The sequence below is a fragment of the Pseudomonas sp. Soil_N_39 genome, from assembly GCF_057655955.1.
Genome location: NZ_JBDGLI010000023.1, coordinates 13,048 through 39,340 on the forward strand (window position 1 = coordinate 13,048; position 26,293 = coordinate 39,340).

Annotated in this window: 24 protein-coding genes and 1 pseudogene; 18 read left to right on the plus strand and 7 right to left on the minus strand. The window is 59.2% G+C overall.

Translation table 11 applies throughout. The features are described from left to right. The first annotated feature begins 70 nt into the window (after nucleotides 1-70). Nucleotides 71-1,789, plus strand: coding sequence for a RopAA-2 (locus tag AC3A5O_RS25330; RefSeq protein WP_240998512.1), 1,719 nt, complete (start codon nucleotides 71-73; stop codon nucleotides 1,787-1,789). 181 nt (nucleotides 1,790-1,970) lie between these two features. On the opposite strand, the gene AC3A5O_RS25335 is transcribed toward AC3A5O_RS25330, so the two are convergent. Then, the gene (locus tag AC3A5O_RS25335; RefSeq protein WP_122568254.1) at nucleotides 1,971-2,489 is read right to left on the minus strand and encodes a hypothetical protein; all 519 of its coding nucleotides are present in this window, start codon (nucleotides 2,487-2,489) and stop codon (nucleotides 1,971-1,973) included. Nucleotides 2,490-2,745: 256 nt separating this feature from the next. On the opposite strand from AC3A5O_RS25335, the gene AC3A5O_RS25340 reads away from it, so the two are divergent. The 6 genes from AC3A5O_RS25340 to AC3A5O_RS25365 all read left to right on the plus strand — a co-directional run bounded on the left by AC3A5O_RS25340 (nucleotide 2,746) and on the right by AC3A5O_RS25365 (nucleotide 9,033). Beyond that, nucleotides 2,746-3,471, plus strand: a complete 726-nt coding sequence (locus AC3A5O_RS25340) for a GntR family transcriptional regulator (protein ID WP_122568255.1) — start codon at nucleotides 2,746-2,748, stop codon at nucleotides 3,469-3,471. Next, nucleotides 3,468-4,256: an SDR family oxidoreductase gene (locus AC3A5O_RS25345; protein ID WP_305470551.1), complete on the plus strand. Its 789-nt coding sequence runs from the start codon at nucleotides 3,468-3,470 to the stop codon at nucleotides 4,254-4,256. Before AC3A5O_RS25340 ends, AC3A5O_RS25345 begins: the two co-directional genes overlap by 4 nt. A gap of 94 nt (nucleotides 4,257-4,350) precedes the next feature. Beyond that, on the plus strand, nucleotides 4,351-5,283 hold the full coding sequence (kce, locus tag AC3A5O_RS25350) for a 3,5-dioxohexanoate:acetyl-CoA acetone transferase (protein ID WP_305492127.1): 933 nt from the start codon (nucleotides 4,351-4,353) through the stop codon (nucleotides 5,281-5,283). Nucleotides 5,284-5,339: 56 nt separating this feature from the next. Beyond that, nucleotides 5,340-6,218, plus strand: a complete 879-nt coding sequence (locus AC3A5O_RS25355) for an SMP-30/gluconolactonase/LRE family protein (protein ID WP_122568258.1) — start codon at nucleotides 5,340-5,342, stop codon at nucleotides 6,216-6,218. Nucleotides 6,219-6,300: 82 nt separating this feature from the next. Beyond that, the gene (locus AC3A5O_RS25360; protein WP_305470552.1) at nucleotides 6,301-7,623 is read left to right on the plus strand and encodes an MFS transporter; all 1,323 of its coding nucleotides are present in this window, start codon (nucleotides 6,301-6,303) and stop codon (nucleotides 7,621-7,623) included. A 69-nt stretch (nucleotides 7,624-7,692) separates the two neighbouring features. Continuing rightward, nucleotides 7,693-9,033 (plus strand): MFS transporter, encoded by a 1,341-nt coding sequence (locus AC3A5O_RS25365; RefSeq protein WP_122568260.1) that lies wholly within the window; start codon nucleotides 7,693-7,695, stop codon nucleotides 9,031-9,033. Between the two features lie 245 nt (nucleotides 9,034-9,278). On the opposite strand, the gene AC3A5O_RS25370 is transcribed toward AC3A5O_RS25365, so the two are convergent. Next, on the minus strand, nucleotides 9,279-10,106 hold the full coding sequence (locus tag AC3A5O_RS25370) for an AraC family transcriptional regulator (protein ID WP_305471178.1): 828 nt from the start codon (nucleotides 10,104-10,106) through the stop codon (nucleotides 9,279-9,281). A 189-nt stretch (nucleotides 10,107-10,295) separates the two neighbouring features. Here AC3A5O_RS25370 and AC3A5O_RS25375 point away from each other — a divergent pair, with 189 nt between their 5' ends. From AC3A5O_RS25375 to AC3A5O_RS25405, 7 genes are all read left to right on the plus strand, one after another. Then, on the plus strand, nucleotides 10,296-11,435 hold the full coding sequence (locus AC3A5O_RS25375; RefSeq protein WP_122568261.1) for an ornithine cyclodeaminase family protein: 1,140 nt from the start codon (nucleotides 10,296-10,298) through the stop codon (nucleotides 11,433-11,435). A 33-nt stretch (nucleotides 11,436-11,468) separates the two neighbouring features. Then, nucleotides 11,469-11,891, plus strand: coding sequence for a RidA family protein (locus tag AC3A5O_RS25380; RefSeq protein ID WP_092169062.1), 423 nt, complete (start codon nucleotides 11,469-11,471; stop codon nucleotides 11,889-11,891). A 58-nt stretch (nucleotides 11,892-11,949) separates the two neighbouring features. Beyond that, entirely contained in the window at nucleotides 11,950-13,242 is a 1,293-nt protein-coding gene (locus AC3A5O_RS25385) for an NAD(P)/FAD-dependent oxidoreductase (protein ID WP_487753882.1), read from the plus strand. Nucleotides 13,243-13,273: 31 nt separating this feature from the next. Continuing rightward, nucleotides 13,274-13,522, plus strand: coding sequence for an alpha/beta fold hydrolase (locus tag AC3A5O_RS25390; RefSeq protein WP_436278744.1), 249 nt, complete (start codon nucleotides 13,274-13,276; stop codon nucleotides 13,520-13,522). After that, on the plus strand, nucleotides 13,519-14,715 hold the full coding sequence (locus tag AC3A5O_RS25395; protein ID WP_305470553.1) for a multidrug effflux MFS transporter: 1,197 nt from the start codon (nucleotides 13,519-13,521) through the stop codon (nucleotides 14,713-14,715). The genes AC3A5O_RS25390 and AC3A5O_RS25395 overlap by 4 nt, the downstream gene beginning before the upstream one ends. 208 nt (nucleotides 14,716-14,923) lie before the next feature. Next, nucleotides 14,924-16,231, plus strand: coding sequence for an NAD(P)/FAD-dependent oxidoreductase (locus AC3A5O_RS25400; protein ID WP_122568264.1), 1,308 nt, complete (start codon nucleotides 14,924-14,926; stop codon nucleotides 16,229-16,231). Between the two features lie 40 nt (nucleotides 16,232-16,271). Continuing rightward, nucleotides 16,272-17,483, plus strand: coding sequence for an MFS transporter (locus tag AC3A5O_RS25405; protein ID WP_240998513.1), 1,212 nt, complete (start codon nucleotides 16,272-16,274; stop codon nucleotides 17,481-17,483). A 3-nt stretch (nucleotides 17,484-17,486) separates the two neighbouring features. Here AC3A5O_RS25405 and AC3A5O_RS25410 read toward each other — a convergent pair whose 3' ends face one another. The 3 genes and pseudogenes from AC3A5O_RS25410 to AC3A5O_RS25420 form a co-directional block, all read right to left on the minus strand. Continuing rightward, the gene (locus tag AC3A5O_RS25410) at nucleotides 17,487-17,987 is read right to left on the minus strand and encodes a hypothetical protein (protein ID WP_305481364.1); all 501 of its coding nucleotides are present in this window, start codon (nucleotides 17,985-17,987) and stop codon (nucleotides 17,487-17,489) included. 152 nt (nucleotides 17,988-18,139) lie between these two features. Further along, nucleotides 18,140-18,895 carry a methyl-accepting chemotaxis protein gene (locus AC3A5O_RS25415; protein ID WP_439653601.1) on the minus strand — a complete coding sequence of 252 codons (756 nt, stop codon included), beginning with the start codon at nucleotides 18,893-18,895 and terminating at the stop codon, nucleotides 18,140-18,142. A 102-nt stretch (nucleotides 18,896-18,997) separates the two neighbouring features. Beyond that, nucleotides 18,998-20,281, minus strand: a pseudogene (locus tag AC3A5O_RS25420) (methyl-accepting chemotaxis protein); the annotation flags it as partial. A gap of 237 nt (nucleotides 20,282-20,518) precedes the next feature. Here AC3A5O_RS25420 and feaR point away from each other — a divergent pair. Further along, nucleotides 20,519-21,418: a transcriptional regulator FeaR gene (feaR, locus tag AC3A5O_RS25425; RefSeq protein WP_122568267.1), complete on the plus strand. Its 900-nt coding sequence runs from the start codon at nucleotides 20,519-20,521 to the stop codon at nucleotides 21,416-21,418. A gap of 213 nt (nucleotides 21,419-21,631) precedes the next feature. Next, entirely contained in the window at nucleotides 21,632-22,096 is a 465-nt protein-coding gene (locus tag AC3A5O_RS25430; protein WP_122568268.1) for a nuclear transport factor 2 family protein, read from the plus strand. A 140-nt stretch (nucleotides 22,097-22,236) separates the two neighbouring features. On the opposite strand, the gene AC3A5O_RS25435 is transcribed toward AC3A5O_RS25430, so the two are convergent. Both AC3A5O_RS25435 and AC3A5O_RS25440 read right to left on the minus strand, forming a co-directional pair. Beyond that, nucleotides 22,237-23,721 (minus strand): aldehyde dehydrogenase family protein, encoded by a 1,485-nt coding sequence (locus AC3A5O_RS25435; protein ID WP_122568269.1) that lies wholly within the window; start codon nucleotides 23,719-23,721, stop codon nucleotides 22,237-22,239. A gap of 139 nt (nucleotides 23,722-23,860) precedes the next feature. After that, the gene (locus AC3A5O_RS25440; protein ID WP_122568270.1) at nucleotides 23,861-24,337 is read right to left on the minus strand and encodes a MarR family winged helix-turn-helix transcriptional regulator; all 477 of its coding nucleotides are present in this window, start codon (nucleotides 24,335-24,337) and stop codon (nucleotides 23,861-23,863) included. Nucleotides 24,338-24,541: 204 nt separating this feature from the next. Here AC3A5O_RS25440 and AC3A5O_RS25445 point away from each other — a divergent pair, with 204 nt between their 5' ends. Continuing rightward, a complete protein-coding gene (locus AC3A5O_RS25445) occupies nucleotides 24,542-25,666 on the plus strand; it encodes an amidase (RefSeq protein WP_354336503.1) in 1,125 nt (374 codons plus the stop codon). A gap of 7 nt (nucleotides 25,667-25,673) precedes the next feature. Continuing rightward, on the plus strand, nucleotides 25,674-26,204 hold the full coding sequence (locus AC3A5O_RS25450) for a nuclear transport factor 2 family protein (protein WP_305471180.1): 531 nt from the start codon (nucleotides 25,674-25,676) through the stop codon (nucleotides 26,202-26,204). The last annotated feature ends 89 nt before the right edge of the window (nucleotides 26,205-26,293 follow it).

A 26,293-nucleotide genomic window follows, 5' to 3' on the forward strand; every position in this document is an offset into this window, starting at 1 on the left:
AGCCGCTTAGTTTTAATTTTTATCACATCCTTTGGAACGCTTCTCCCGCCACGGCCACTCAGGTGTAAGGATGTCTCCGCTCCTGCCAGAGTCATTTGCATTCTTCTATCTGCCGATCACTAAGAGTGATAACGCCATGGATACGCCTAATGTACGTGCAAGCCGCGAGCTGACTCGTGTACCTGATGAGATACAGCAGGAAGTAACGCAACAGACCTCTCACTCGCCTAACCTCGGCTCTATCGGGTTAGCGATGAGCACCCGGCTTCAAAACCATTTCGAGGCTCACCTTGAAACAGAAGCTGGCTCCGATCAACCCGCTGCCCCTGCTTCAAGCGCCCGCAATGCGGAGCTGAAGGCCATTCGCGATGATCGTGCTCAACGGTTAGAGGCAGGGGGCTATAACGTCCATGACATGGAGAAGGCGGAAAAAAACGCAGCCAGAGCCGACAGATTGTTTGCGTCAATAAAGTCAGGGCTGGGGGGCACGCCCTTTGCGGCACTTACCGAGGCCGGTAATTTCAAACCGTCCATCCTCCAGGTCGCGGGCAAGCAGGGCAATACAGTACGCCAAGCGGCTATAGAGAACGCCATGTCATGCTTGTATGCCGGTATGGCGGATGCTGCCGGTAACAAGATGATCGCGGGCTTTAAGCCTGGTTATTACCTTAAACCCGAGAGCGATACACTGCACCCGGCGCTTCAAGCATCAGTAGCGCAAAAGCTGCTGGCGTTGGACAAAGGTCCATTGCGTAATGCTTTCGACGAAGCCAATAAGTGGCTCACCGGGTTTGCCGTGCGTAATACTGCAATGTACGCATCAACGCTTGCCATGACGGCTGCTGGCAAAGAGAACCTGGATGCAATCCTGCAACCCGCCCTACGACCAGTCACGGCTATCATCGTGGGTATAGCAATTGAGCATTACAATGTAAGCCGCGATCGCACTAACCATTTAGCTGACCCTGCGATGCTCTATGGTCGTCGGGATGCTGTACCGCAAGGGCAGGCTCATAAGCCTATTGATCAAGATACCGAATGGCTGGATGACTTCGAGACCTTGAAGGATCTCGATGCCACTGCCCTGGTTAAGATGGTTTCCGCGCGGCTTGGTGAAGGCGCGGCTACGGCTCTGAATGCAGTCATCAGCGGCGACGCCTTGAAAGAGATACTGGACCCGGTCAGTGTTGTAGGAAATGGCCTCCTGATTGGCGGTTTTTCTGCAATGGGCGCGGCTACAACCGCCACAGCCAACTTGGCCAAGTCTAAGGAACTGGGAAAAATGGCGGCTACCGCCGCCTCGGAGGGTGTAAAGAACGTATTGGGTACCCTGGCTTTCGGGCTGTGGGCAGCTGGCGCCTCACTCGGTGGGTCAGTGCCGAAAAAAGCCATCGCTGCTGTCGATGCCCATGTACCAAAAGCAGTAGAAGGGAGCGCAGATGCCGCTGGCAGGGTGGCGGTCAAGGGCGGTGAGCTTGCACTCAAGACATCGCTCACCGGCGCCAGATTTGCCAAAGAGACAGCTGTTTCAGCGACCCACCACACAAAAAGTGCAGCTCAAGCGGCAGGGGATGGAATCATTAGTGTTGCTGGTGCCATTGGCAGCACCTCTCAATCGGCCTGGGACAAAAGCATTGGAGCTTTGAGGCAACGCCCCGCGGCCACCTCTCAAGGCCAAGCCGCTCCTGGTCAGAGCATGCCCATGCAGCCGCTCGCAGTTACGCAGGGTCAAGCATCGTCCTCAGCGCCCGCGCGTCCGCCTGCCCAGGATGATGGCGATATCGTGTAGCAGCAACTCCACAGAGCAGAACCCTGACGCCCGAGCAGTAGAAAATCCAAGATTTGGAAGCCCGGAGCGCCTGTCTTGAATGGGAGAAGTCCATTTAAAAAAGGCTACTGTCGTTGTACGGGGAGAACGGCATCAGCTCGAAATGGTTCAACCACCTCGCAGCGGATGCCGTGCGGTGTCCCTATTTAACGAACTTCAGGCATGCGAACCCAGTCTTGATTTGAAGCTGTTGAATGGGTTCGATGCTCTCCTGGTCGCCGACTTTCTTGACGACGCCTACGCCACAGAAATATTCGTCGCGGTTGAAGATTGGAAGAATGCCTGCCTTGGGCTTGCTCCAGGAGCCTTGGATCAAGGTATAGGTGGCGCCGTTCTGTGGCGTGAAGGAGAACGGTATTTGACAGACGCTGCTTCCTGCGACCTGCCCATAGGTCAGGATCAGCTCCTTATTCACGGCGACCCGAGATTCGATGTAGTCGCCGTTAGAGGGCAGGATGGTGTAACCCGCATAGCATCCATTGTCACTGAACGTCATGGCATCCAGTCTCGCACCATTTCCAGCCTTGAGGCGAACCGTTGCGGAGGGTTCATCGGGGCCGGGAACGACATACTGCTTACCCTGCAAAAACGAAGTGCAACCGCTAATTACCAAGACGCCGGCCAGCAAGATACAGCGGCTGGACTTTTGATTGAGGTACATCCATCTCTCCCTGATGCCATTGGGTGCCCTGACCATTCCGGGGCTTGGGACTGTCGAACAGCGGGCTGATAATAATGTATTCGATGATGTATCAACCAGCATTCAGGGTCTGGACTTGATGCGAGTGTGTAAAAACGCTTTCGCGACCCGGTCATCGCGGGTCCCTGACACCGAGTTCAGGGCAAAAAACAATTTGACATATGTTATTTGTGATCACATATTTGGCCTATAAGAACGCCAAATGTGAGCGCTACTCATGACAGATCGTCCGACCCTCCTGCCCACCATGCGTCAGGTTTCTCGCGATACCCTGCAGGATCAGATTTACCGCCAGATTCGGGAAGCGTTGATGAGCGGTCGCTTCCAGCCGGGCCAGAAGCTGACTATCCGCGGTCTTGCCGAGGCGCTGGGTTCCAGCCCGATGCCGGTGCGTGAAGCGCTCAATCGTCTCAGCGCAGAGAACGCCTTCGAAGTCACCGAAACCTCACGTCTGCGTGTCCGCATGATGACTCCCGAACGGCTGCGAGAGATTCGCGATGCCCGAGTTGCACTCGAAGGTCTGCTGGCCGAGAAAGCGGTCCTTCTTCTCAAGGACTCCGATCTTAAAGAGATCAGTCATCTGTGCGATCAAATGCAGCAAGCCGCCGACAGCGTCGATGTGCCCCGTTATCTGTGGACCAACTTTGCCTTTCACCGGCGCATCTACGCGGTTGCGAAAGCTGAAATGACCATCGCAGCCGTGGAAAATTTTTGGCTGCACATGGGCCCCTGCTTTGCGCTTGTTGCACCCGATAAGGCGCACCTTCAGCGCTCAATGGAAGCGCACAACCGCATCGTCGAGGCTCTTGCCGCGCGTGATGGGGCTGCGGCCCGAGCGGCGGTCACCGACGACATCATGCAGGCCGCTGACTCCTTGGCGCGCCTGATCGTCAAGAACGGCCGTTCAAGGTCGTCTGTCTCTGCTGGAGTAAAAAAGGCATGAGCGTTCTCAATCGATTGATTCCCTATACCGGCCTGCGGGTGCTGATCTCTGGTGGCGCAGCCGGGATTGGCGAAGTGCTGGCGGCGGCTTACATGGAAGCAGGTGCCAAGGTGCACGTGTGTGATGTCAGTGAAGCCGCCCTCGCAGCATTTCGCGACCGGTATCCGAGCAGTGTCGCCACCCGTGCGGACGTGGGTGACCCGGCGCAGATCGAAGCGGTGTTCAAGGTTCAACGCGAACAGTTCGGCGGTCTTGATGTACTGATCAACAATGCCGGGATCGCAGGTCCTACAGCGGGCATCGACGCCATCACCGACGAAGAGTGGCAGCGCACCGTCGACATCAACCTCACCGGGCAATACCGCTTTGCTCATCACGCCGTGCCGCTGCTCAAGGCGTCACCCAATGCGCACTTGATCCACATCGCGTCAGTGGCTGGCCGCTTGGGTTACGCCTGGCGCACGCCGTACGCGGCGACCAAGTGGGCCATTGTCGGCCTGATGAAGTCCCTGGCATCCGAGTTGGGCGAAAGCGATATCCGCGTCAACGCTTTGCTGCCCGGTATCGTCGAAGGTCCGCGCATGGCCGGTGTGATTCGTGCCCGCGCCGAACAAATGAATGTGCCTGAAGCCCAGATGCGCGAGGAATACCTGAAAAAGATCTCGCTCAAACGCATGGTCACCGCCGAAGACGTCGCGGCCATGGCGTTGTTCCTATGCTCACCCGCCGCACGCAACGTGACCGGCCAGGCCATCAGTGTTGATGGCAACGTCGAGTACCTCTAAGCGTCTCGACCTCAGCTGCAACAACGGCCGGACATTATTCGGAGCCGGGCAACCCTGACCACTTTCTCGTCAAGAACAAGAATGGAGAAGACTCATGTCTAAAAAACGTCCGGTGATCATCACCTGCGCCGTCACTGGCGCCATCCATACACCTTCGATGTCGCCGCATTTGCCAATCACGCCGCAGGAAATTGCCGACGCAGCTATCGGTGCCGCTGAAGCGGGTGCATCGATTGTTCACTTGCACGCTCGCGATCCTCATGACGGCAGGCCCAGTCAAGATGTGGATTTGTTCCGCCAGTTTCTGCCGCAAATCAAGGCCAAGAGTGATGTGGTGATCAACATCACCACAGGCGGTGCGCCAACCATGGGTGTGGAGGAGCGTTTGCAGCCTGTGGCGCAACTCAAGCCCGAGTTGGCTTCGCTGAACATGGGTTCGATGAACTTCGGATTGTACGAAATGCTCGATCGTTTCACCGAGTTCAAGCACGACTGGGAGCGGCCGTACCTTGCGGAGAGCGACGATCGGATTTTCCGTAATACCTTCCGCGACATTGCTCATATCCTCAACACCTGTGCTGAAAACCGCACCCGCTTTGAAATTGAATGCTACGACATCGGCCACCTGTATACCGCTGCGCACTTCCTGGAGCGAGGGTTGCTTAAAGCGCCGATTTTCATTCAGTCGGTGTTTGGCCTACGAGGTGGCATTGGTGGTCACCCTGAAGATCTGGCGCATATGCGCCGCACGGCTGACCGCTTGTTCGGCGATGGGTACCAGTGGTCGATACTGGGCGCCGGTCGCAATCAGATTCCCCTGGGCACGATGGGCCTGTCGATGGGCAGTCATGTACGCGTCGGGCTTGAAGATTCGCTGTGGGACGGGCCGGGCAAACTGGCGGCGTCCAACGCCGATCAGGTCAAGCGCATTCGCACGGTGATCGAGGCGTTAGGGGGACGAGTGGCGACCCCGGATGAGGCCCGGGAAATGCTCAACCTAAAGGGCAAGAACCAGGTCGATTTTTAACCCCTGTTTTCAGTTGCCGGACGTCCATCTCAATAACAACAAGATAGAGGTGAAACATGCGTATCGAAATCGTCGTCGATGTGAAGACTACGCTGGGCGAAGGTCCAGTCTGGGATGTCGAACAGCAGCGTCTGTATTGGATCGACAGTTTCGACGGTCGGGTTCTGCGTTGCACCGAGGATGGGCGCGAGCTGCGGGCCTGGGATGTCGGGCAGAAAATCGGTTCCATGGCCCTGCGCAAGAACGGCGACGCGGCGATCGTCGCCTTGCAAAACGGGCTTTATAGCCTCGACTTGCCGACTGGCGATCTTGAATTGATCATCGACCCGGAGCCAGGCCGACCGAATAATCGACTCAATGACGGCAAAGTCGACCGTCAGGGCCGATTCATTGTCGGCTCGATGGATACTCAGGAGGACGAGGCCAGTGCCAAACTCTATCGCCTCGACCCGGACCTGAGCCTGCATACATTGGACGAAGGCATCATCGTGTCCAACGGTCCATGCTGGAGCCCGAACGGCGAAACGTTCTATTTCGCCGACACCTGGTCTGGTGAACTCTGGGCGTATGACTACGACAATGCGACAGGGAAAGTCGCCAACCGTCGGACCTTCGCCAAGGTCGACACATCCGCCGGCGGCGCGGCGGATGGCTGCACTGTGGATGCCGAAGGCTGCCTGTGGCAGGCGTTGGTATACGCCGGAAAACTGGTGCGCTACACCCCAGACGGGCAGGTGGATCGCATCATCGATATGCCCGTGAAGAAGGTCACCAGCCTGACCTTCGGTGGGCCGAATCTGGACACGCTGTTTGTCACCTCAATGGCCAAGCCGCCGCTTCCGCGCTTTCCCGAAGACGGCCAGCAACGCGGTGCTTTGTTCGCCATCACCGGGCTGGGTGTGAAGGGCATCGCCGAAAAACGCTTTGCCAGCTGATCGGCCACCAAACCGGACCTGACCGTTAAGGACAACTGAACTCTCTTCACAGGGCGTGCGCGGCACGCCTGGAGATTCTCCCATGCAAAATAATAAAAAAGCATCGCTGGGCAAGATCCATCGTTTCTCCTGGGTATCGTTACTGGTGTGCTGGTTGATCTGGATTCTCAACGCCTATGACCGCGAGATTGTGCTGCGCCTGGGGCCAACAATCTCCAAGCACTTCGACTTGTCGGCGGACGAGTGGGGCACGCTGGCCACTATCGTCATGCTAGCCCTGGCGGTCCTGGATATTCCAGGTTCGATCTGGAGTGACCGTTATGGCGGCGGTTGGAAACGGGCGCGCTTCCAGGTGCCGCTGGTCCTGGGCTACACCGCGCTTTCGTTTTTTTCCGGCTTCAAGGCGCTCAGTGGAAGCCTGGCCAGCTTCGTCGCTTTGCGGGTGGGTGTGAACCTGGGAGCCGGTTGGGGCGAACCAGTAGGCGTCAGTAACACCGCAGAATGGTGGCCGGTGGAACGCCGCGGTTTTGCTCTGGGCGCTCACCATACCGGTTACCCCATCGGCGCGATGCTCAGTGGTATTGTCGCCAGCTTCGTGATCACCACGTTCGGTGAAGAAAACTGGCGCTACGTGTTCTTCTTCGCCTTCGTGGTAGCGCTGCCATTGATGATTTTCTGGTCGCGCTACTCAACCGCCGAACGTATCACCAAGCTGTACGTGGACATCGCCGCCAAAGGCATGACCCCGCCGGACAGCACGCCCTCGACCAACGTCAAAGGCCAGGCCTGGAAAACGTTCAAGGCGACGCTCAGTAACCGCAATATTGCCCTTACCGCCGGCAACACCATGCTGACGCAAGTGGTGTACATGGGCGTCAACATTGTCCTGCCTGCGTACCTGTACAACATACTTCACTTGTCGCTGGCCGAGTCGGCAGGAATGAGCGTGGTGTTCACGCTGACCGGCATCCTTGGGCAACTGGTCTGGCCGTCGCTGTCGGACATTATCGGTCGCCGGGTGACATTGATCATCTGCGGACTGTGGATGGCCGTCAGTGTCGGTGCGTTCTACTTCGCCAACACGACACTGATCATCATCGTCGTGCAATTGCTGTTCGGTCTGGTCGCCAACGCGGTCTGGCCGATCTACTACGCAGTTGCCTCTGATTCCGCGCAGCCTTCTGCGACATCGACCGCAAACGGCATCATCACCACGGCGATGTTCATCGGTGGCGGCATCGCACCGGTATTGATGGGGACGCTGATCAGCATGGGCGGTGGCTGGACCAGCCTCAACGGCTACACCGTGTGCTTCTTCGTGATGGCGGGCTGTGCACTGGGTGGGGCGTTCCTGCAGTTGTTTTCTCATCGGCCAGAAGTACTGGTCGCCCAGCTGGATCGCTGATCGTTTTGCTCCCGGCGGTCAGCACCGTCGGGATTTTCAGAGGCTGTAAAGGCCAAGAGGTTTTGTGCGATGACAACCACAAGAATCATCGAAACATCTGTTCTGCCCCGAGATTCAGCAACATTAAACAAACTGATGTTCGTCAAATTGATGCCGCTGCTGATCGCCGCCTACGTATTGAGCTTCCTCGACCGCACCAATATTGCGTTGGCCAAACATCAACTGGATGTCGATCTGGGTATTTCTGCTGCCGCATATGGACTGGGAGCGGGATTGTTCTTTCTCACTTATGCACTTTCGGAGGTGCCTAGCAATTTGATCATGCACAAGGTCGGCGCTCGATTCTGGATTGCACGAATCATGGTGACCTGGGGCTTGATCTCTGCAGCGATGGCCTTTGTTCAAGGCGAAACGTCGTTCTACGTCCTGCGTTTGTTGCTAGGCATCGCCGAAGCGGGCCTGTTCCCCGGTGTCATGCTGTACCTGACGTATTGGTTTGGCCGGGAACAGCGAGCCCGTGCTACCGGTTATTTCCTTCTGGGTGTGTGCTTTGCCAACATCATTGGCGGCCCGTTGGGGGCTGCGCTCATGCAGTTGGACGGCGTCTTGGGCTGGCGCGGCTGGCAGTGGATGTTCATGCTGGAGGGCCTGCCAGCCGTGTTTTTCGCCATGGTTGTGTGGAAAAAATTACCAGACCGCCCGAACAAGGCCCCGTGGCTGAGCGCCGCTGAAGCCGAGCAGATCGAGCGGGGGCTGGCAGCTGAAGCGGAGGAGGGCGCCGGTCGCGGTGGCCACTCGTTCAAACAATGCCTGACTCCGCAAATCCTGTTGGCGATCCTTGTCTACTTCTGCCATCAGATCACGGTCTATACGGTGATTTTTTTCCTGCCCGGTATCATTGGCAAATACGGTGACCTCAGCACCTTGCAGATCGGATTGCTGACTTCCTTGCCTTGGTTGGCGGCAGCGGCGGGGGCAATAGCGCTGCCTCGATTCGCCACTACACCGCAACGCTCTCGACAGATATTGGTCATGGGATTGCTGACCATGGCTGCTGGCCTGGGAATCGCCTCGCTGGCGGGACCGGTGATCAGCCTGCTGGGCTTCTGTCTTTCGGCGGTGATGTTCTTCGTCGTGCAGTCGATCATTTTTCTTTACCCGGCTTCGCGGCTAAAAGGTGCGGCGCTCGCCGGCGGCCTTGGGTTCGTCAACTCTTGCGGTCTGCTGGGCGGTTTTTTCGGGCCCTCTGTGATGGGGTTGATCGAGCAAAGTACCGGCAACGCGATGGATGGAATGAAAATCGTGGCAATCATCCTGGTGGTTGCGGCAATAGCGGCATTGCGCTTACGTCAGGGCCATGAGCGCAAGGCCGATAAGCAAAGGCTGCAAGGCCGGCGGCAGCCTGTATGAGCGTTCTCTGACTGACATATTGTCAGTCGCTCGGAGTGTGCTGGCACCCAGGCGCCGCAGGCATGCCGGCGTGAGTGGATGACGCACTGAGCGGCGGCAGGGCTTCAATGTGGGCTCGAGCATTACGAGCGCTAAAAATGAGGATTGGGCGGCTGCCTTGGCACCTTGTTGAAACGCGAACCCTCAAGTTTCAATAGGGCAGACGCTATGGGGCCGCTTTTTTTGCCGGCGAGCAGGGCCAGGGCTCAGGCGATGCTGATGCGGTCGTTATAGGCGTTCTGCAGCATTTTGCGCTGGTACTCGCAAGGGGTTGTACTGATCAGTTTCTTGAAGTCGCGCAGGAAGTGCGATTGATCGGAAAAGCCCAGGTCCAGAGCCAGTTCCGAGAACGACACTTCGTGTTGGGTATTCAGGGTGTCGAGGGCTGTCTGGCAGCGGATGATCCTGCAGAAGGTCTTGGGTGACAGGCCGGTGTCCTGGCTGAACTGGCGATGGATGGTGCGACTGGTGTAGCCACTGAGGTCTTCAAGCTGCTGGATGCGTAGATCGCCACGGCGCGCGATTGCCTGCTGGATGACCATCGCGGTGAGTTTCGATGTCCTGCCCATCAGGCGTGGGGCCAGGTAGTCGTTGAACAGCTTCACCTGTTCGTGCAACTGCGGGGCTTTGACGATGCTTTCGAAAATGCGCTGGGCAAACGCAGAGACTTCCAGCAGATCCCATTCCTGTTCGGTCAGGTCCTCAGCCAGTACGTTGATGAAACCAGGTATTACCCCCGGCGAAAAGCGCACACCGAAGTAATGATGCCCCTGGAGCAGTTCAACCCGTTGCGCCTCCAGCGGAGTGCCACAGATTCTCACACTCGGGCGTGTGGTATCACAGTCGAACACGATGTCCACGCAGCCGTCCGGCACCGCCAGCAGGTCAGCTGAGTGGGCGACATCGAAGGCATAGAAATGCGAAATCGCCGGGTGGTCGGAAGGTATTACCGAATACCGCGATGAACTGAGCACGAACCAGGGTTGTTCGTACGCGGTGCGGTGCCGTAGCGTCGGCGCGCGCAGGTTGACCATGACCGGACCCTTGAGTGGAAAAATACGCGAATAATCACGCATTTTTCGCGCCAACTCTTACGTGCGGGAGGGACAAGCGTCAATGTCCGAAATTTACAATACCGCCGAAAACCGCGCCCTGATACTCGACCTCGATAGCGTGGGAGCAGCGCCTACCGCAGCGATATCACCTTCAGTTCGAGAATAACTATGTCAACTACTACAAAAATAGACTTCATCTACCTGTCCGAGCAGGACATGATCCGCGCTGGCGTGACCGACATGCTGGCCTGTGTGAACACCATGGAGGAGATGTTCGGCCTGTTGTACATCGGTGATTACCGCATGGCAGGCCCGAACAATGATTCCCATGGCGCGATGGTGGTTTTTCCCAAGGATTCGCCGTTCCCGAACATGCCCAAGCCCACCGCTGACCGGCGCATGATGGCAATGCCGGCCTACCTGGGCGGCAATTTTTGCACCGCGGGCGTCAAATGGTACGGCTCCAATATCGCCAACCGCGAAAAAGGCCTGCCACGCTCGATTCTGATGTTTACCCTCAATGACCCCGACACGGGCGCACCGCTGGCGCATATGTCCGCCAACCTGCTGTCGGCGTATCGCACCGGTGCGATTCCCGGCGTCGGCGCGCGCCACCTGGCCCGCAAGGACTCGAAAGTGGTCGGTCTGCTCGGTCCGGGTGTGATGGGCAAGACCACGCTCGCCGCATTCATCGCCGTATGCCCGCAAATCGATACCTTGAAGATCAAGGGCCGTGGCGAGAAAAGCCTGAATGATTTTATTGCCTGGGTTAAGGAAACCTACCCACAGGTCACCACGATACAAGTGGTCGACAGCCTCGAAGAGGTGGTACGTGACTCCGACCTTGTTACTTATTGTAGCTCTGGTGAGGTGGGCGACCCCTCAAACTACCCAATCGTCAAACGCGAGTGGGTCAAACCGGGGGCCTTCATGGCGATGCCGGCGTCCTGCTCCCTGGATGAAGGGATGGAGCGTGCCGACGTGCGCAAGGTGCTGGATAACACCGGTCTCTATGAAGCCTGGTTCGAAGAGTTGCCCAAGCCTGCGCACCACTGCGTACCGGTGATCGGCGTGCGTTTCATGGACATGATCGCCGAAGGCAAGATGCGGGCGGACGAGCTCGAAGACATCGGCAAGATCGTCGCCGGCGAAGCCCAAGGCCGTCGCAACGATGAAGAGATCATCATCATGTCGGTGGGCGGCATGCCCGTGGAAGACGTGGCCTGGGGCACCGTGGTGTACCGCAATGCCATCGAAAAAGGCATCGGCGTGAAACTGAATCTGTGGGAAACCCCGGTGCTGCGCTGAGCCATTCCTGACCCAACTGACGAGACCTTCGACATGACAAAAATCATCAAGCTCAAGACCGGTTCCCCATTTGAAGACCAGGCCAGCTATTCGCGCCTGGTGGTGGTGGACAACTGGATCTATGTGTCCAATACCGCTGGCCGCAATCCGCAAACCAAACTGATCCCGGAGGACATCCTCGAGCAGACGCACCAGGTCTTCGCCAACATCGAAACCGCCCTGGCCGCCGTCGATGCAAGCCTGGCCGATGTGGTGTGCTCGCGGGTGTTCATCCAGGACCCCAAGGATGTGCCGGCAGTCATGACCCTGATCGGCGAGAAGTTTCGCGGCGTCGACCCGGCCAGTACGGTCACGTGCCCGCCGTTGGGTTCGACGGTCTACAAGGTGGAACTGGAAGTGACTGCCTATCGCAACGCCTCCAAGGCGCAAGTCGAAGTCATTCGTCTGTCGCAGTAAACCATTACACGGCCGTGCGCTTGCGCGGCCAACCTCCATTGCTTATCGAGTCTTGATCATGGCCCCGACTATTGCGCCCGTGAATACGTCTACCGTGTTTCCCACCGCGACCTCTGTCGTCATCATCGGCGGTGGAATCATCGGCTTGACGGCTGCGCTGACCCTGGCCGAGCGCAATATTGCCGTAGTGGTGCTGGAAAAAGGCCGTATTGCCGGCGAGCAGTCCTCACGAAACCTAGGCTGGGTGCGCAAGACCAGTCGCCATGCCGGCGATATTCCGCTGGCTCTGGCCGCGGACCGCTTGTGGGCACAAATGCCTGAGCGCGTTGGCGCGGATGTGGGCTACCGGCAAGAGGGCATCATGTTCGTCGCGCGCAACGAAGCGCAGATGGCGATGCATGAAGGCTGGCTCAAGTCGGTCGAGCACCTCTCCCTTGATTCACGATTGCTCAGCAAGCGCGAGATCGCGCAGCTCGTGCCGGGCGGCAAGGATGACTGGGCCGGCGGGATCTACACGCCGTCCGATGCTCGCGCGGAACCGACGTTGGCCAGCAGCGCGATTGCCAAGGCCGCCATGGCCCTGGGCGTGGTGATCATCGAGCAGTGTGCGGTGCGGACGCTGCAAATGTCCGCCGGCAAGGTCAGTGGGGTGGTCACAGAGAAAGGCGAGATCCGCTGCGACCAGGTATTGCTTGCAGGCGGGATTTGGTCGCGGCGTTTTCTGGGCAATCTCGGCGTGTCGTTGCCGACGCTGGCCTTGACCTGTTCGGTGCTGCGTACCCATCCGATGCAAGGGCCCACCGAAATTGCCGTGGGGGCGCCGGACTTTTCGTTTCGCAAACACAAGGACGGCGGCTTCATCATTACCCAGCGCGGCAAGCTGGACGCCTTTTTGACGCTCGACCACCTGTTACTTGCCAAGCAATACATGCCGCAGTTCCGAGCACAGCGCAGCGTGTTGAACGTGTCGCTGGGCAAGTATTTTTTCAACGACCTGGCGCTGTCCCGGCGCTGGTCAGCCGACAGCGTCAGCCCGTTCGAACGCGTACGCGTGCAGGATCCGGCCGCCAACCCGCGGCTCAATAATGATGCAATGAATAACCTCAAGGCTGCCTGGCCGGTGTTCGAGCAAGCGAAGATAGCCCAGGCCTGGGCGGGTACCATCGATGTGACTCCGGATTCGAATCCGGTGATAGGGCCGGTCGCGCAAATTCCCGGCCTGACCGTGGCCACCGGTTTTTCCGGACACGGCTTCGGTACTTCGCCGGCGGCTGGTCACCTGGCAGCCGATCTCGTCAGCGGGCATACGCCGATCATCGATCCAAGCCCATATCGCTTTGATCGTTTCTAAGTCGCAGGTCCTGCACTCACGGAGCAAAACGATGTCCCCGGACAGCCGTTTTTTCATCAATCCGGCGGTGCGTGCCCTGGATTGGCCGACCTTGCTCATTCGTGGTGCGCGATCGGATGTTCTGCCGGCGGCGACGCTGCAAGCCATGCGCGACAGCAATGGGCAGGCGTGCATGGCCGAAGTCGCGGACGCCAGCCACTCTGTGTATGACGATCAAGGTGAGGTCTTCAATCGGCTGGTCGTCGCGTTTCTTGAACGCCTCGAGAGGCCGGGCCGATGAACGCACGTGCGCGGCTGATTGCATTGCTGTCATCGCTGACGGCCTTCGTGCCGTTTTCGATCGACACTTACTTGCCCAGTCTTCCGCAAATCGCCCAGGACCTGTCGAGCAGCACTGCGCAGGTGCAACATACCATCAGTGCTTTTCTCGCCGGGCTGTGCCTGGGCATGTTGTTCTACGGTCCGCTGTCCGATCGTTATGGTCGTCGTCCCCTGCTATTGGGCAGCCTGATGGTCTACGTGGTAGCAACCCTGGGGTGCCTGTTTGCCGGCAGTGTCGAGCAACTGATTGCCTGGCGCTTTCTTCAGGCGCTGGGCGGGGCGGGCGCATTGGTGCTGGCCCGCGCTGTCGCCAGGGATTTGGTGGGCCTGGTGCAGGCGGCCAAGGTACTGTCGTGGATGCACCTGTTGACCATGATGGCGACGCTGGTCGCGCCGATGATTGGTACCTGGCTGGTGCTGATCCAGGGCTGGCGTACGATCTTCGCCGCGTTGTTCATCCTGTCCAGCCTGTGCCTGTTGATGGTCGCGCTGGGCTTGAAGGAGAGCTTGCCGGTGCAGGAGCGTGGCGCGTCGGTTAAGGCGGCCTTTGCGGCCTACCTTGCCATCGCCCGCCAGCCGAGGGCGGTGGCGTTGATCCTGTGCATGTCTCTGGCGTTTGGCGGCATGTTCGCCTTTATCACTGCTTCGCCCTTTGTTTATGTCGTTTACTTCGGGGTGTCGCCACGGGTGTTCAGTGGATTGTTCGCCCTGAACATCCTCGGCATCATCCTGGTGACCTTCATCAATGCCCGCCGGGTGGGCCGTTACGGGCCGCAACGCATGCTGGGCGTGGGCGCCGTGCTGGCGGGCGGGGCTGGGCTGATGCTGTTGCTCGTAGGGTTTACCGAATGGGGCGGGCTGGCGAGCATCGTGTGTTGCATGGTGCTCTACATGGGCGTGACCGGTTTGCTCGGGGCCAATTGCACGGCCTGCCTGATGGCGCTGTTTCCACGCCAGGCCGGGGCGAGCGTCGCACTGGGAATCTCGGTGCAATTCGCTACCGGAGCGCTGGCCAGTCTGTGGGTGAGCCATTTGGCCGACGGCACGTCGTGGCCCATGTGCCTGGTGGTGGGGTGTTGCGGGCTGGGTTGCCTCGCAGCCTATGTTTTCACCCTCCGTACGCCTGCCCGCTCGGTAGCAGTGCAGGCTTGAGCCAACTGGCGGATGAGTTGTCAGCCTTAACCAAAAATCCGGCAATATTGGACATGCCAGCCCAGCCAATCCGCTACACACTATAGGCGTGATAAGCAGAGCGGTGTCGTTCGGATGCGCATTACGCGGCCAATGCAATGTTGGCTGTCGATGCATCCAGGGAGGCTATCGTCGCTGTATGGCCCTGATAATAAAAAGGTAGGCTGGCATGTCGTTGTCTCTGGAAAACCCTTCTTCGTACTACACCATGACCCGTAAGTACGACCTGCATTATCGGGACCTCGAAGATGATATCGAGGCTGAGGTCGTGATCATCGGGGGAGGGTTTTCGGGTATCAACACGGCACTGGAGCTGGCCGAGCGGGGTATTACCAATGTGGTGGTGCTGGAAGCCAATTACCTGGGCTTCGGCGGTTCGGGGCGCAATGGCGGCCACGTGATGGCGGGCATCGGCCATGATCTGGAGACGATCGAAAAGGATGTCGGCCCCGAGGGGCTCAAGGCGATCTTCGAAATCAGCGACCTGGGTGCGAGCCTGATCAAGCAACGCATCGAGCGGTACGACATCCAGGCGGATTTTCGGCATGGTTACGGTTACCTTGGCTTCAACAAGCGTCAGGGCAAGCTGTTGCAGGCCTGGGCCAAAGACTTCCAGAGCCTGAACCCAGATCAGGAAATCACTTACCTGGAAGGTTCACAGGTACGCAGTATTGTCGGGTCCGACGTCTATACCTGCGCGCTCAAGCATATGGGCAATGGGCATATTCATTCGCTGAACCTGCTGCTTGGGCAGGCTCAGGCATTGACTGAAATCCATGGTGCTAGAGTTTTCGAGCAATCTCCCGTGCTTGAGGTGAACTACGGGCCCCAGGTCACCGTGAGGACGGCAAAAGGTTCGGTCAAGGCTGACAAGCTGCTGTTTGCCTGCGGGGCCTTCCTCAACAAGCTGGACCGTTCACTCGACCGTTCCACCATCAACGTGTATGCGTTCAATACGGTCACCGAGCCGCTGACCGACGAAATGGTCGAGCGTATCAGCCCGATCCGTGGCGCCTTCAGCGATATCACGCCGATCATCGATTATTACCGGATCACCTCGGATAACCGCCTGATGTACGGCACCGCCGGCATGCTGCTTGAGTATGTCCCTCTGGACCTAAAGGTCTGGACCCACAAAAAGATGTTGAGGTTGTTTCCCTACCTTGCCAATACCAAGATCGATCTGGCATGGGGCGGCCCGATGGACTGCACGATGAACCTGTTTCCACAGGTCGGCACGCTGGAAGGGCATCCGAATGTGTTCTATGTGCAGGGTTACTCCGGGTTCGGGGTCACACCCAGTCAGGTGATCGCCAGGGTTATCGCCGATGGCATGAGCGGTGGCTCGCCAGCATGGGATGCGATGAGCTCGATTCCGCGCAAGCGTATTTTCGGCAAGGACCGTTTCAGGGCTGTGCTGTGCTCCCTGGGCAAGGTTTCTCGCCAACTCAATGCCTACCGTGTAGGCCGCCGTTAAGCAAACTTGAGCCTCTGTTTATCAAGCCAGGACACTTAAAATGAAAACTACAAAAAAAAATCCGATCGATAAAGTATCCGTTTATCTGTGTGCAGGGCTGGTCTCGGGCGCAGGCGCGCTGTTATTGAACGTGCTTCCCGTACTGTTTGGAGCGCTTGCGGAGCGTTTCGGCCTTGGCGAGCATCAACTGGGCAATCTCGCCATGGCCATGAACCTGGGGTTTGGGGCGTTCGGGCTGGCCTCCTTGCTGTGGATTCACCAGCTTAGTTGGCGGGTTATTTCGGCACTGTCGTCGGCTGTAGTGGTGGGCGCGGTGTTGTCTGTTTTGCGTGCCCCTTCCTATGAAATGCTGCTGGTAATCATGGCCCTGGCCGGCGCCGGGACAGGTGCTTTGTATGCCCTGGCCATGACGATCTTCGGTGACAGTTCTCAGCCTGAACGTGCGTTTGGTTTCAAGCTGGGTATCGAGACCGTGCCGGGTGCCTTTTTGCTCATCGTGCTGCCGGTGGCGGTGGCGCCCGTCTGGGGCTTTGAAGGCATGTTGATCACCATCGCCATTGCCATGGTGGTGATGGGCATCTTGCCGCTGCCCTGGGTGCCGCGCCGCAGCGAGCGACAACTGGATGCGTCCGATGCCTCCGTGCTGATTGCCAGCGCCGAGAGTCGAGCCATCGTATGGTTGAGTCTGGTTGCCAGCCTGGTGTTCCTGACCGGCATCATGTCTGTGTGGGCGTTCCTTGAACTCATGGGGAAAAAGACCGGACTGACCTCCGATACCATCGGGATGGTGCTGGCATTGGGCTTTTTGATCAATGCCGGCGGTGGTTTCATCGCGTCGGCGATTGGCCTGAAGGTGGGGCGCTTCATGCCGGTGGCCGTGATCATCCTGGCGGAGCTGCTGGGCCTGGTGGCCCTGGCGCAGTTCTCTTCTCTTGCTACGTACGTTGCTGGGGTTATCTGCTTTCTCTTTTCGATCAGCTTCGTGCTGGCTTATACCTTTGGCGTCATGGCTGAGTTCGACCTGTCGGGCAAGCTGGTCGCACTGGGCGCGCTGTGCCTGTCCCTCGGTGCGGCATTCGGGCCGGCCATTGGCGGGTTCCTGATCGAGGAATTCGGCTACTCTGCAGTATTGGTGTTCTCCGGCGCCTGTTCGGTGGCGGTCCTGGCCATCTACGGTGTTGCGGTGTTGAGAGTACAGCTTGCGTTCAAGCGCACCCAGGGTTCAGACACCGCAGTCCTTTCCCGACTGTAAGCGCTACTCAGCGCGCACCAGGGTGTTGCGCTGAGCCTCGACGAACGCCGCCAGGCGTTCGCTGGCGGTGGCGTAGTCATCCTTGTCGGCCAGGGTGAAGGCTTCAACCTGAACCTTCTCCTGGCGTAATACGTACTGATAGAAATCCTCATGCCGTGCAGGTACCTGCGCGGCATCGGCACGTAGCTCCTGATAGTACTCCCCGGTTGCCTGCGCCATGGTCGTGATCATGCGCTTGGGTGCCAGCCAGTAGTACAACGCCGCTGAATGGCCTTTGAGCCACGCGCTGAAACGGTTCGGTTCCACACCCAATTGTGCGGTCGGCGCTGCATAGACTTCCTCGTTCAACGCCTCCAGTGCTTGATAGCTGCTCCAGAACTGTACGGCCGCTTGTGGCTGATCCCGCCCCAGAATGGCCCCGATGGCGTAGCGCGCCGTGGCTCGGTTGGTGATTTCCTTCTGCATCAGTGCCACAAAGGCGTTTTCATCGACATCTGAATTCATATTTGTCTCGGCAAGTACAGGTGTGCACGTCAGCGATAACGTCAGCAAAGCGGTCTTGAACATAGGTGCATCCTGGGTGGATAGAAAAAGGCAGCGGCCAGTGCGTACGCGTACAGCACCTGAATGAGTGAAAGCTTCTGCTTGGTCTGCGCTCAGGTCTTGAACTTCTGCACCAGTGCCTGTTGCTCAGTGGCCAGTTCGTTCAGTTGCTGACTGATGCTCGCGGAGCGTTCGGCCTGGGTCGACAGCGAGGCCGTGACATCACGCACCGCTACGACGTTGCGGTTGATCTCTTCGGCGACGCTGCTCTGTTCTTCCGTGGCGCAGGCGATCTGCACGTTCATGTCGGTGATGACGCTGACCGCCTGGCGAATCTGTTCCAGCGCTTCAAGGGCCAGGCGCGCCTCGACGGCGTTACGTTGGGCCAGGTCATGGCTCTGCTGCATCGCCGCCGTCACATCGTGGGTACCGCTGTGCAGGTTTTCGACCACGGCACCGATCTCTTCGACTGACGCCTGAGTGCGCTGGGCCAGGCTACGGACTTCATCGGCCACTACCGCAAAACCACGACCGGCATCACCGGCCCGCGCGGCTTCAATAGCGGCATTGAGGGCGAGCAGATTGGTTTGTCGGGCAATCGAGAGGATGACCTCCATGACTGTGCCGATCTGTTGACTGCTCGACGATAACGCTTGCAGACGCACCATGCCGTTGCTCATGCCTGTGGCCAGCGACTGGATGCCTTGGGCGGTGTTTTCGATCACGCGCACCCCATTGCTGGTGGCCTGGTCGGCATGCCGCGCGGCATCCGCCGCCTGCGCGGCGCTCTGGGCGGCATCCTGCGAAGTCGCTGACATCTCGTGCAGAGCGGTTGCCATTTGTTCGAACTCGCGAATCTGCTGCTGCATGCCGGCATGTGTGAGGCTGGCGACCTGGGCCGACTGATTGGCCGTCTCGCGAGCGTTGTGTACGGCTCCCTGCACTGTGGCGATCACCGGTTGCAATTGATCCAGAAACCGATCGAAGGCGTTGCACAGTCGGCCCAGCTCATCCTTGGCCGGGTACGCCAGACGTCGCGTGAGGTCACCTTCGCCATCGGCGATATCCTCGAGCAATCGAGCCACCCGCAGCAGGGGGCGGGTTACGCTGCGGGCCGTCAGCCACATCATGGCGACGCCCAGTATTGCCGCGGCAATGCCCAGGGCGAGTTCAAGCAGCAGGCTGCTTACCCGCTGCGCGTACATCCGGTCCTTCAAGGTGACCACCGGGGCGGCCAGCACCTCTTTTGCAACGGTGACCACCACGCCCCACGGTGTTGCATCGGCAAAGGGACGAATCGGCACGATCACGCTGATTCGTTGGTCGTTTTCAAGGGTTCGAACCTGTGCCTCGTGCATGGTCTTGAGCACATCCGTGGCCTGAGCGGGAAGCGTTGCCTGCAATGGCTTGCCCAGTTGCTCCGGGTGAAGGCTGTCACCGGCCACCAAGCCTGCCGCACTGATAATCGAAATGCCGCCCTGGCCGTCATAGAGAGTGGCGCTCGCTTTTTGAGCATCCCGTTGCAGAGTCTCCAGGCTGATGTCCAGACCCATTACCGCCACGACTTTGCCGTTTTCAATCAGTGGCAAGGCAATCGTGGTGACCAGCCGCGCCGGTGCGCTCGAATTGTCGACGTAGGGGTCGAGCAGGCAGGCTTTGGCGTGGTCGCGGGCGCAGGTGTAGAACGTATTGAACGGCGCGCCGCTGGGGCCTGGAGAGGTATCGGCCAGGAGCTTTTCATCGCCCGGGACCATTTCCAGTTTTCCGGACGAGGGCTGTAGCCAGTACATCGAGAAGCGCCCGCTGTCGTTGCTGGCCAGCGCTTGCTGACCGATGAACTCTGCATCGCGCCCATCCAATGCATCGGGTTCGAAGACAACGAACAGGCCCAGCAATTCAGGGCGCTCGGTAATTGCCTGATGCAGCACCTGCGCCAGGTCCTGCCTCAAGGCGCGGGACGCTGCTGGGTCCTTGTCGGCGCGGTCGCGCAGATGCATCACCTGGCGACTGAGACCTTGACCGAACTCGTAGGCCCGGCTGAACCCTTGTTGAATAGCCAGGGCCTGGGACTGGCCTTGGGCCTGCAAGTTGTTCTGGGCCGCCGTAAGCAACAGTTGGCCGGATGCGTCGACGATCAAGTCCTCACTGGTCTGGCGTTGCCCAAGGGACAGCCCCACGACCAGTGCCACCACTGTAGCCAGGCAGACGCTGGCCAGCAGGGCGATCTTGTTTTGAATGCTCAATGCGAGGCTCATAGTGTGTTCGATTCCGCGGCGCGTGATTGACACCACAGGCTAGCGGGCTTGGGTTGCAAACCAAATGGGCTGGCACCCTGGCACAAAGGCTTGGCGTTGACAGACAAATAATGCCCCTTCAATTGTTTTATTCACGAGTTGGCGCGCTCTGTGCTTGCTCCTTGAAAATGCTGTTTTTTGTTACCGAAATCACGTGAAAATCGCACTAAGTTTGGGCAAGCCCCGGAGAAAATATCTATGAGTGGTCAAGCGTTGTCGGCATGGAACGAAAGTGTACGCGCGGCCTGCGGCCGTTTCGAAACGCGCTATGACCATTGCCAGAGCCTTTTCATTGGGGAAATCAAACACACGCAGGTAGGCAGCACGGCTGTCGCCCACATTCGTAGCAATGCCAATGTGATTGCCAAATCAGTTCGGGTAGGTGCGCGCGATTCGTCGGATAGGTGTTTCCTTGTGTTACAACAACAAGGCTCGATGGCCATTGAGCTGGGGGATCGGGTCGTTGACCTGCGAGCAGGTGACCTCGCTTTGCTCGATTTTTCCGACTCGGTGAAAATGACACCCCAAGGGTTGTTTTCCCATGTGTCGATTCCTCTGCCGCGTGAGTTGTTCAAAGGCCTGGACCGTACCCGTTTCGGCAAGCTGTCGACCACGGGTGTCTGTGGCCAACTGCTTGGCACGCTGGTGCGTCAGGTCGCTGGAGGCGAGCTGGCTCACTGGTCTTGCCCGCAGGATGGCGAGGGCGTGCAGGGGGCGTTGGTGGCCTTGCTTGAGTCGGTGCTGGAGTACCGGGCGAGCGACCATTCGCCGGGATGGCAGTTGCATGAAGTGCAATCGGTCATCCAGCAAAGGCTTGACTCACCGCGGCTGTCGCCAGCGTCGCTGTCCGAAGAGCTGGGTATTTCCAGCCGCCAGCTCTACAGGCTGTTCGAGGCGAGTGGCGATAGTGTTTGCCGTTACATCCTGCGCGAGAGGCTTTTGAAAGCAGCGCAGGATCTTCGTGACCCCGTTTGCGCGCATCGCTCAATCACCGATATCGGCAGCTATTGGGGGTTCGCCGACTCGGCGCATTTTTCCAAGACCTTCAAGAAGCAGATGGGCCTCACACCGAGTACCTACAGAAGCCTGGGGCACTGACCTTGGGTTCAGCGAGCCGTGCGATGTGATTGTCTTTGTGTCGCATCCGCACGGCTTTTTGTTGGCCGCGATTTGAGCGCGACTGGCAATGATTTGCAAAATGCCGTCCAGCACGACCAATCAATCGGCGCCCATCTGCTTCAGGATTTCTGTGTGCCAGTTACAACCTGGCCTACAGCGATCTGAGCCATTCAATCTTGAAACGGGTGCCCCATGAACAAAAAAGTGTCGTCCTCCCTTGTGCTTCTGGCTGCTCTGGCCTGTGGTTTTCCTCGCGCACATGCGCAGTCGCCCACACCGCTGCACACAATCATCGAGAGCAAACTCGACGGCATTGCCGCCAGCTGGCCGAAGAAAGATGCCAAGGCAGTTGTCGAGCAGGTCTACACCGAGCAGACCCAGATCACCGGCGAAGGTGTCCCGGAACTCTATCAGGGTAGGGCACAGCTTACCGGTCTGGTTCAGCATCTGATGGAGGGGTCGAAGAGTACCGTCATCCATCTCAACCGGTTGGTACAACTCAACGATGAGTCAGCCTACACCTGGGTGACCTGGGACGTGACGCCAGTGGGCAACGAATCTCCCTTCAAGATGAAGAGCCTGTTTGTCTGGAAAAAAGAGCATGGCAATTGGTTCATCGTCGCGGACATGTTCGCCAACGGTGCAATCGCTCAGTAACAGAAAGTGTACTGGCGCGCACAACCGTCCGAAAGCAGTTAGGTGGTGACAAGCTCAATGTGTATAGCGCGGTACTGATCTCGACCAGGTTCTGATCTTGTCAGTCCGCGCTTTGCGAACAGCGTCGCTATCGATGTTGTTTAGTAGCGAATGATCACGGATTTCAGTTCGGTGTAATCGTCGATAAATGCACTGCCGAATTCACGACCAATGCCCGAAGCCTTCATCCCGCCAAACGGCACGCTAGGGTCGACGAACGTGTGCATGTTGACCCACACCGTGCCCGCCTCGATCCGTGGGATCAAGCGCAAGGCCTTGGACAGGTCGTTGGTCCAGAGACTCGCCGTGAGGCCGAACGGGCTGTCGTTCATCAGTGTGACCAGTTCTTCTTCATCGTCGAACGCCAGCACGCACACCACCGGGCCGAAGGTTTCCTCGTGCAGCAGCGGATCGTCCTTGCCAGTGGCTACGATCAGTGTCGGTTCCACGTAGTAACCGGCGCGGTCCACGGCGCGTGCGCCGCACACCACCTGGTTGCCCTGCAGGGCACGGTCGAAAAAGCCGAGGATTTTGTCGAAGTGCGGTTTGTTTGACAGCGGGCCGAACTGGGCGTGTTCATCCAAGGGCGAACCGATGACCATCTGCGACAGCATTGCTGAAATCTTCTGCGTCACTTGCTCGACGATGGAGCGGTGCACGAACAAGCGCTCGGGCGATGCGCACACCTGGCCCTGGTGCACATAGGCCGACTGCACGAAGCGCGCCACGGCGTCATCGACATTGGCGTCGGCCAGCAGCGCAGCGGCGTTCTTGCCGCCCAGTTCCAGGGTAACTCGGGTCAGGTCGGCGGCCATGGCGGCCTTGCCCACGGCTATGCCGGTGGGCACTGAACCGGTGAACGACACCTTGCGCACGCCAGGGTGTTCGATCAACTGCTGGCCGACCTGGCCACGGCCATTGACCACGTTGATCACGCCAGCCGGAATTCCGGCCTCGATTGCCAGCTCCGCCAGGCGCAGCAAGGACAGGGGGGTGTATTCGCTGGGTTTGAGCACCACGGTGCAGCCGGTGGTCAGTGCGGCGCCCAGTTTCCACACGCCGATCATCAACGAGAAGTTCCACGGCACGATGGCCGCCACCACACCCACGGGTTCGCGCAGGGTATAGGCGCTGTATTGCTCGCCGTCCATGGAGGGAAACGACGGGCTCATGGTCTGGCCGCCGATCTTGGTCGCCCAGCCGGCGAAGTAACGCAGGAACACCGCGCTCTGGCCCACTTCGATATGGCGCGACAAGTTGATCGACTTGCCAGAACTCATGGTTTCCAATTGCGCCAGTTCTTCGCCATGGGTTTCGATCAGGTCGGCCAGGCGATTGAGCAGGACACCGCGCTGGTAAGGTGTGACGCGCGCCCAGGCGCCCTTGAAGGCAATGCCTGCGCTGTCGACGGCCAGGTTTACATCCTCGGCTTGGGCGTCACGCAGATGGGCGACCGTCTCGCCGGTGCCGGGGTCGATGACGCCGATGCGCTGGGTGGATGCGCTGGTGTGCACCGCGCCGTCGATGAAGTTGGAATGGTCGCGGGCCAGGAAGGCAGCGACTGAAGGCAATAAGGCAATGTGCATGGCGGCGCTCCAATGAGGGGGTTGTCGCGCCCGAAGGGCGCTCGAAAGACCTCTGCATTAAAAGCGGATGCACGTTTGCCTGCTTGTGCGAGTCTGCCTGGAACTTGGATATGCCTGACAGTCCCTGCCAGCGCCTGGCTCAAGGTTCGCCGAGGTTATCGAACATCGTTTTGAGCAAGCGGCTCAGGCGTTGGATCTGCGCTTCAGTCATGCCGGTGAAGCTGCGTTTGAACACGTCACTGGTCGCCACCTGGATGCGTTCGATCGCCGCGCGTCCCTCGGTGGTGATCCGGACCTGGGTGACCCGGCCGTCGCCCTCGCAGGGCGCGGTATCCACCAGGCCGTCTTCCTTCATGCGATAGACCGTCCTGGTGATGGTCGACAGCTTGGCGATCGCGTGGGTGGAGATCTCGGAAATGCTCGACTGGCCGTTCTCCTTGAGGATCAGCAGCACGCGCCAACGCGGGATATCCAGGCCGATTTTTTTCAACGCCTTTTCCATGTACTGGCTGTAGCGGCCATGCACCATGGCCAGCCAGTAGTACGGGAAGTCTTCCTTGTGAAAGTTTTCGCTGCCGGGGTCGTAGCGATTTGCGGGTTTTTTTGCAGAAGTCATGGTGTGCTCAGCTCAGGGGAGGCGGCCAATAATAGACTTTTCTTGTGATTTCGGCGCGATTATTCAGGCATTGAGGGTGCGGGTGAAGGTCGCATGGTAGGGCTGAAATTTGATTGACAATTCACGTGATATTCGGTGAGTGTGAAAAAGGGAACGGCGCATCGGGCGTCTTGATTCCGCATTTGGCACTGAAGGTGACGTGACATGACCCTGGTGATTGAACAGCTTTCCCTTGGCGGCGATGGGCCGACCGTGATGGTCAAGGACACCATCGATATTGCCGGCCTGCCAACCCGTGCATCCAGCCAGGCGTTGGCTGACGCCGCGCCGGCCACGGTCCATGCCGATGTGGTGCAGGCCCTGCTGGACAAGGGCTGCCGCCTGGTGGCGAAGACCAGCCTGCATGAACTGGCGTTCGGCACCACGGGGATCAATCACTGGACCGGTACCGCGCCGAACCCGCGTTTTCCCGGGCGTATTCCAGGGGGTTCCTCCAGCGGTTCGGCGGCGGCCGTGGCGGCTGGGCTGGCGGATTTTTCCCTGGGGACCGACACGGGGGGCTCGGTGCGCATCCCGGCGTGTTGCTGCGGAGTGTTCGGCTTTAAGCCGACGTTCGGTCGGGTCAGCCGTCGCGGGGTGATGCCGGCGCACAGTAGCCTCGATTGCGTTGGCCCGTTTGCCGCGAGCCTGCCGATGCTGGTCACAGCCATGCTGGCGATCGACCCAACCTTCAAGCCTGTGTCGGTACCCAATACGCCGCGCCTGGGCATCGTGACGGTGCAGGCCAGCGCAGCGGTACAGCGTGTGATCGATGCGGCCATCGCCGGCAGTCGACTGCCCAGCGAAACCCTTGCTTTGCCCAGCCTCAAGGCGGCCTATGACGCCGGCATGGTGGTGATTAACCGCGAGACCTTCGATGCCTGTGGGCACTTGCTGGAAACCGGCAAAGTGGGCGCCGACATCGCCGCTCGCCTGGCCGCTGCCGGCAACACCACGGCCGCGGCGCTGGCTCAGGCCGAGCAGGTGCGCGTGCAGTTCAGCGCCGAAGTCGACGCCGCATTGCAGCAGGTCGATGTGCTGGTGCTGCCGACCATGCCGGACTTGCCCTTGACCCTCGCCGACGCAGCCGACACCCAGGCGGTGTTGGGCATGACGGCCTTCGTGCGACCGTTCAACCTGTCGGGGCACCCGGCGTTGAGCATCCCGCTGGCCAGCGCCGAGGGCTTGCCGGTGGGCCTGCAACTGGTGGGGGCCAAGGACGCCGATGAACAGCTGCTGGCCATTGCCGGCCGTTTGCTTGAACGCCTGTACGCCAGCCACGAGGGGTGAGATGAGCATGAGCACGGTGATCCCACGCGCAGACCTGGAACAACGCCTGCGCCGTTTTGAAATCCAGGACAGCGCCCGCGCCTGCATGAACCGCTACATGGTGCTGTGTGATGCACTCGACGCCCACACGCCGCTCGACGAGCTGGCTGGTCTGTTCACCCAGGATGCGATATGGGAGGGCAAGGGCGCCAAGTACACCAAGAGTTTCGGCGGTTACCGCGGGCGCGAAGCCATTGCGGCGATGTTTGCCGGCTACATGAAAACGCCGGCGCACTTTGCCCTCAACGTGCACTTCCTCACCAGCGAGCTGATCGAGGTGCAGGACGGCGCCGTCGTTGGTAGTTGGGTGATGTTGCAGACGTCCACCTTCGCCAGCGGCGCCTCCCATCTCAATGCGGCACGCCTGACGGTGCGCTTCGCCGAAGAAGATGGGCAGTGGCGAATGGCGCATTTCCAGACCGAGAACCTGTTCGGCCGCCCGGTACAGGCATGGAACAGCGACGCCGAGCTGCCGGTGCCCCAGCCTGCTGCACAGTGACCCGACGCGCTCACTGACAACCCCCCACCTTCCATTGTCTCGCGACTGCCGATAACGGCGGTCGCGCCGTGCGCATGATCTCTGGAGAC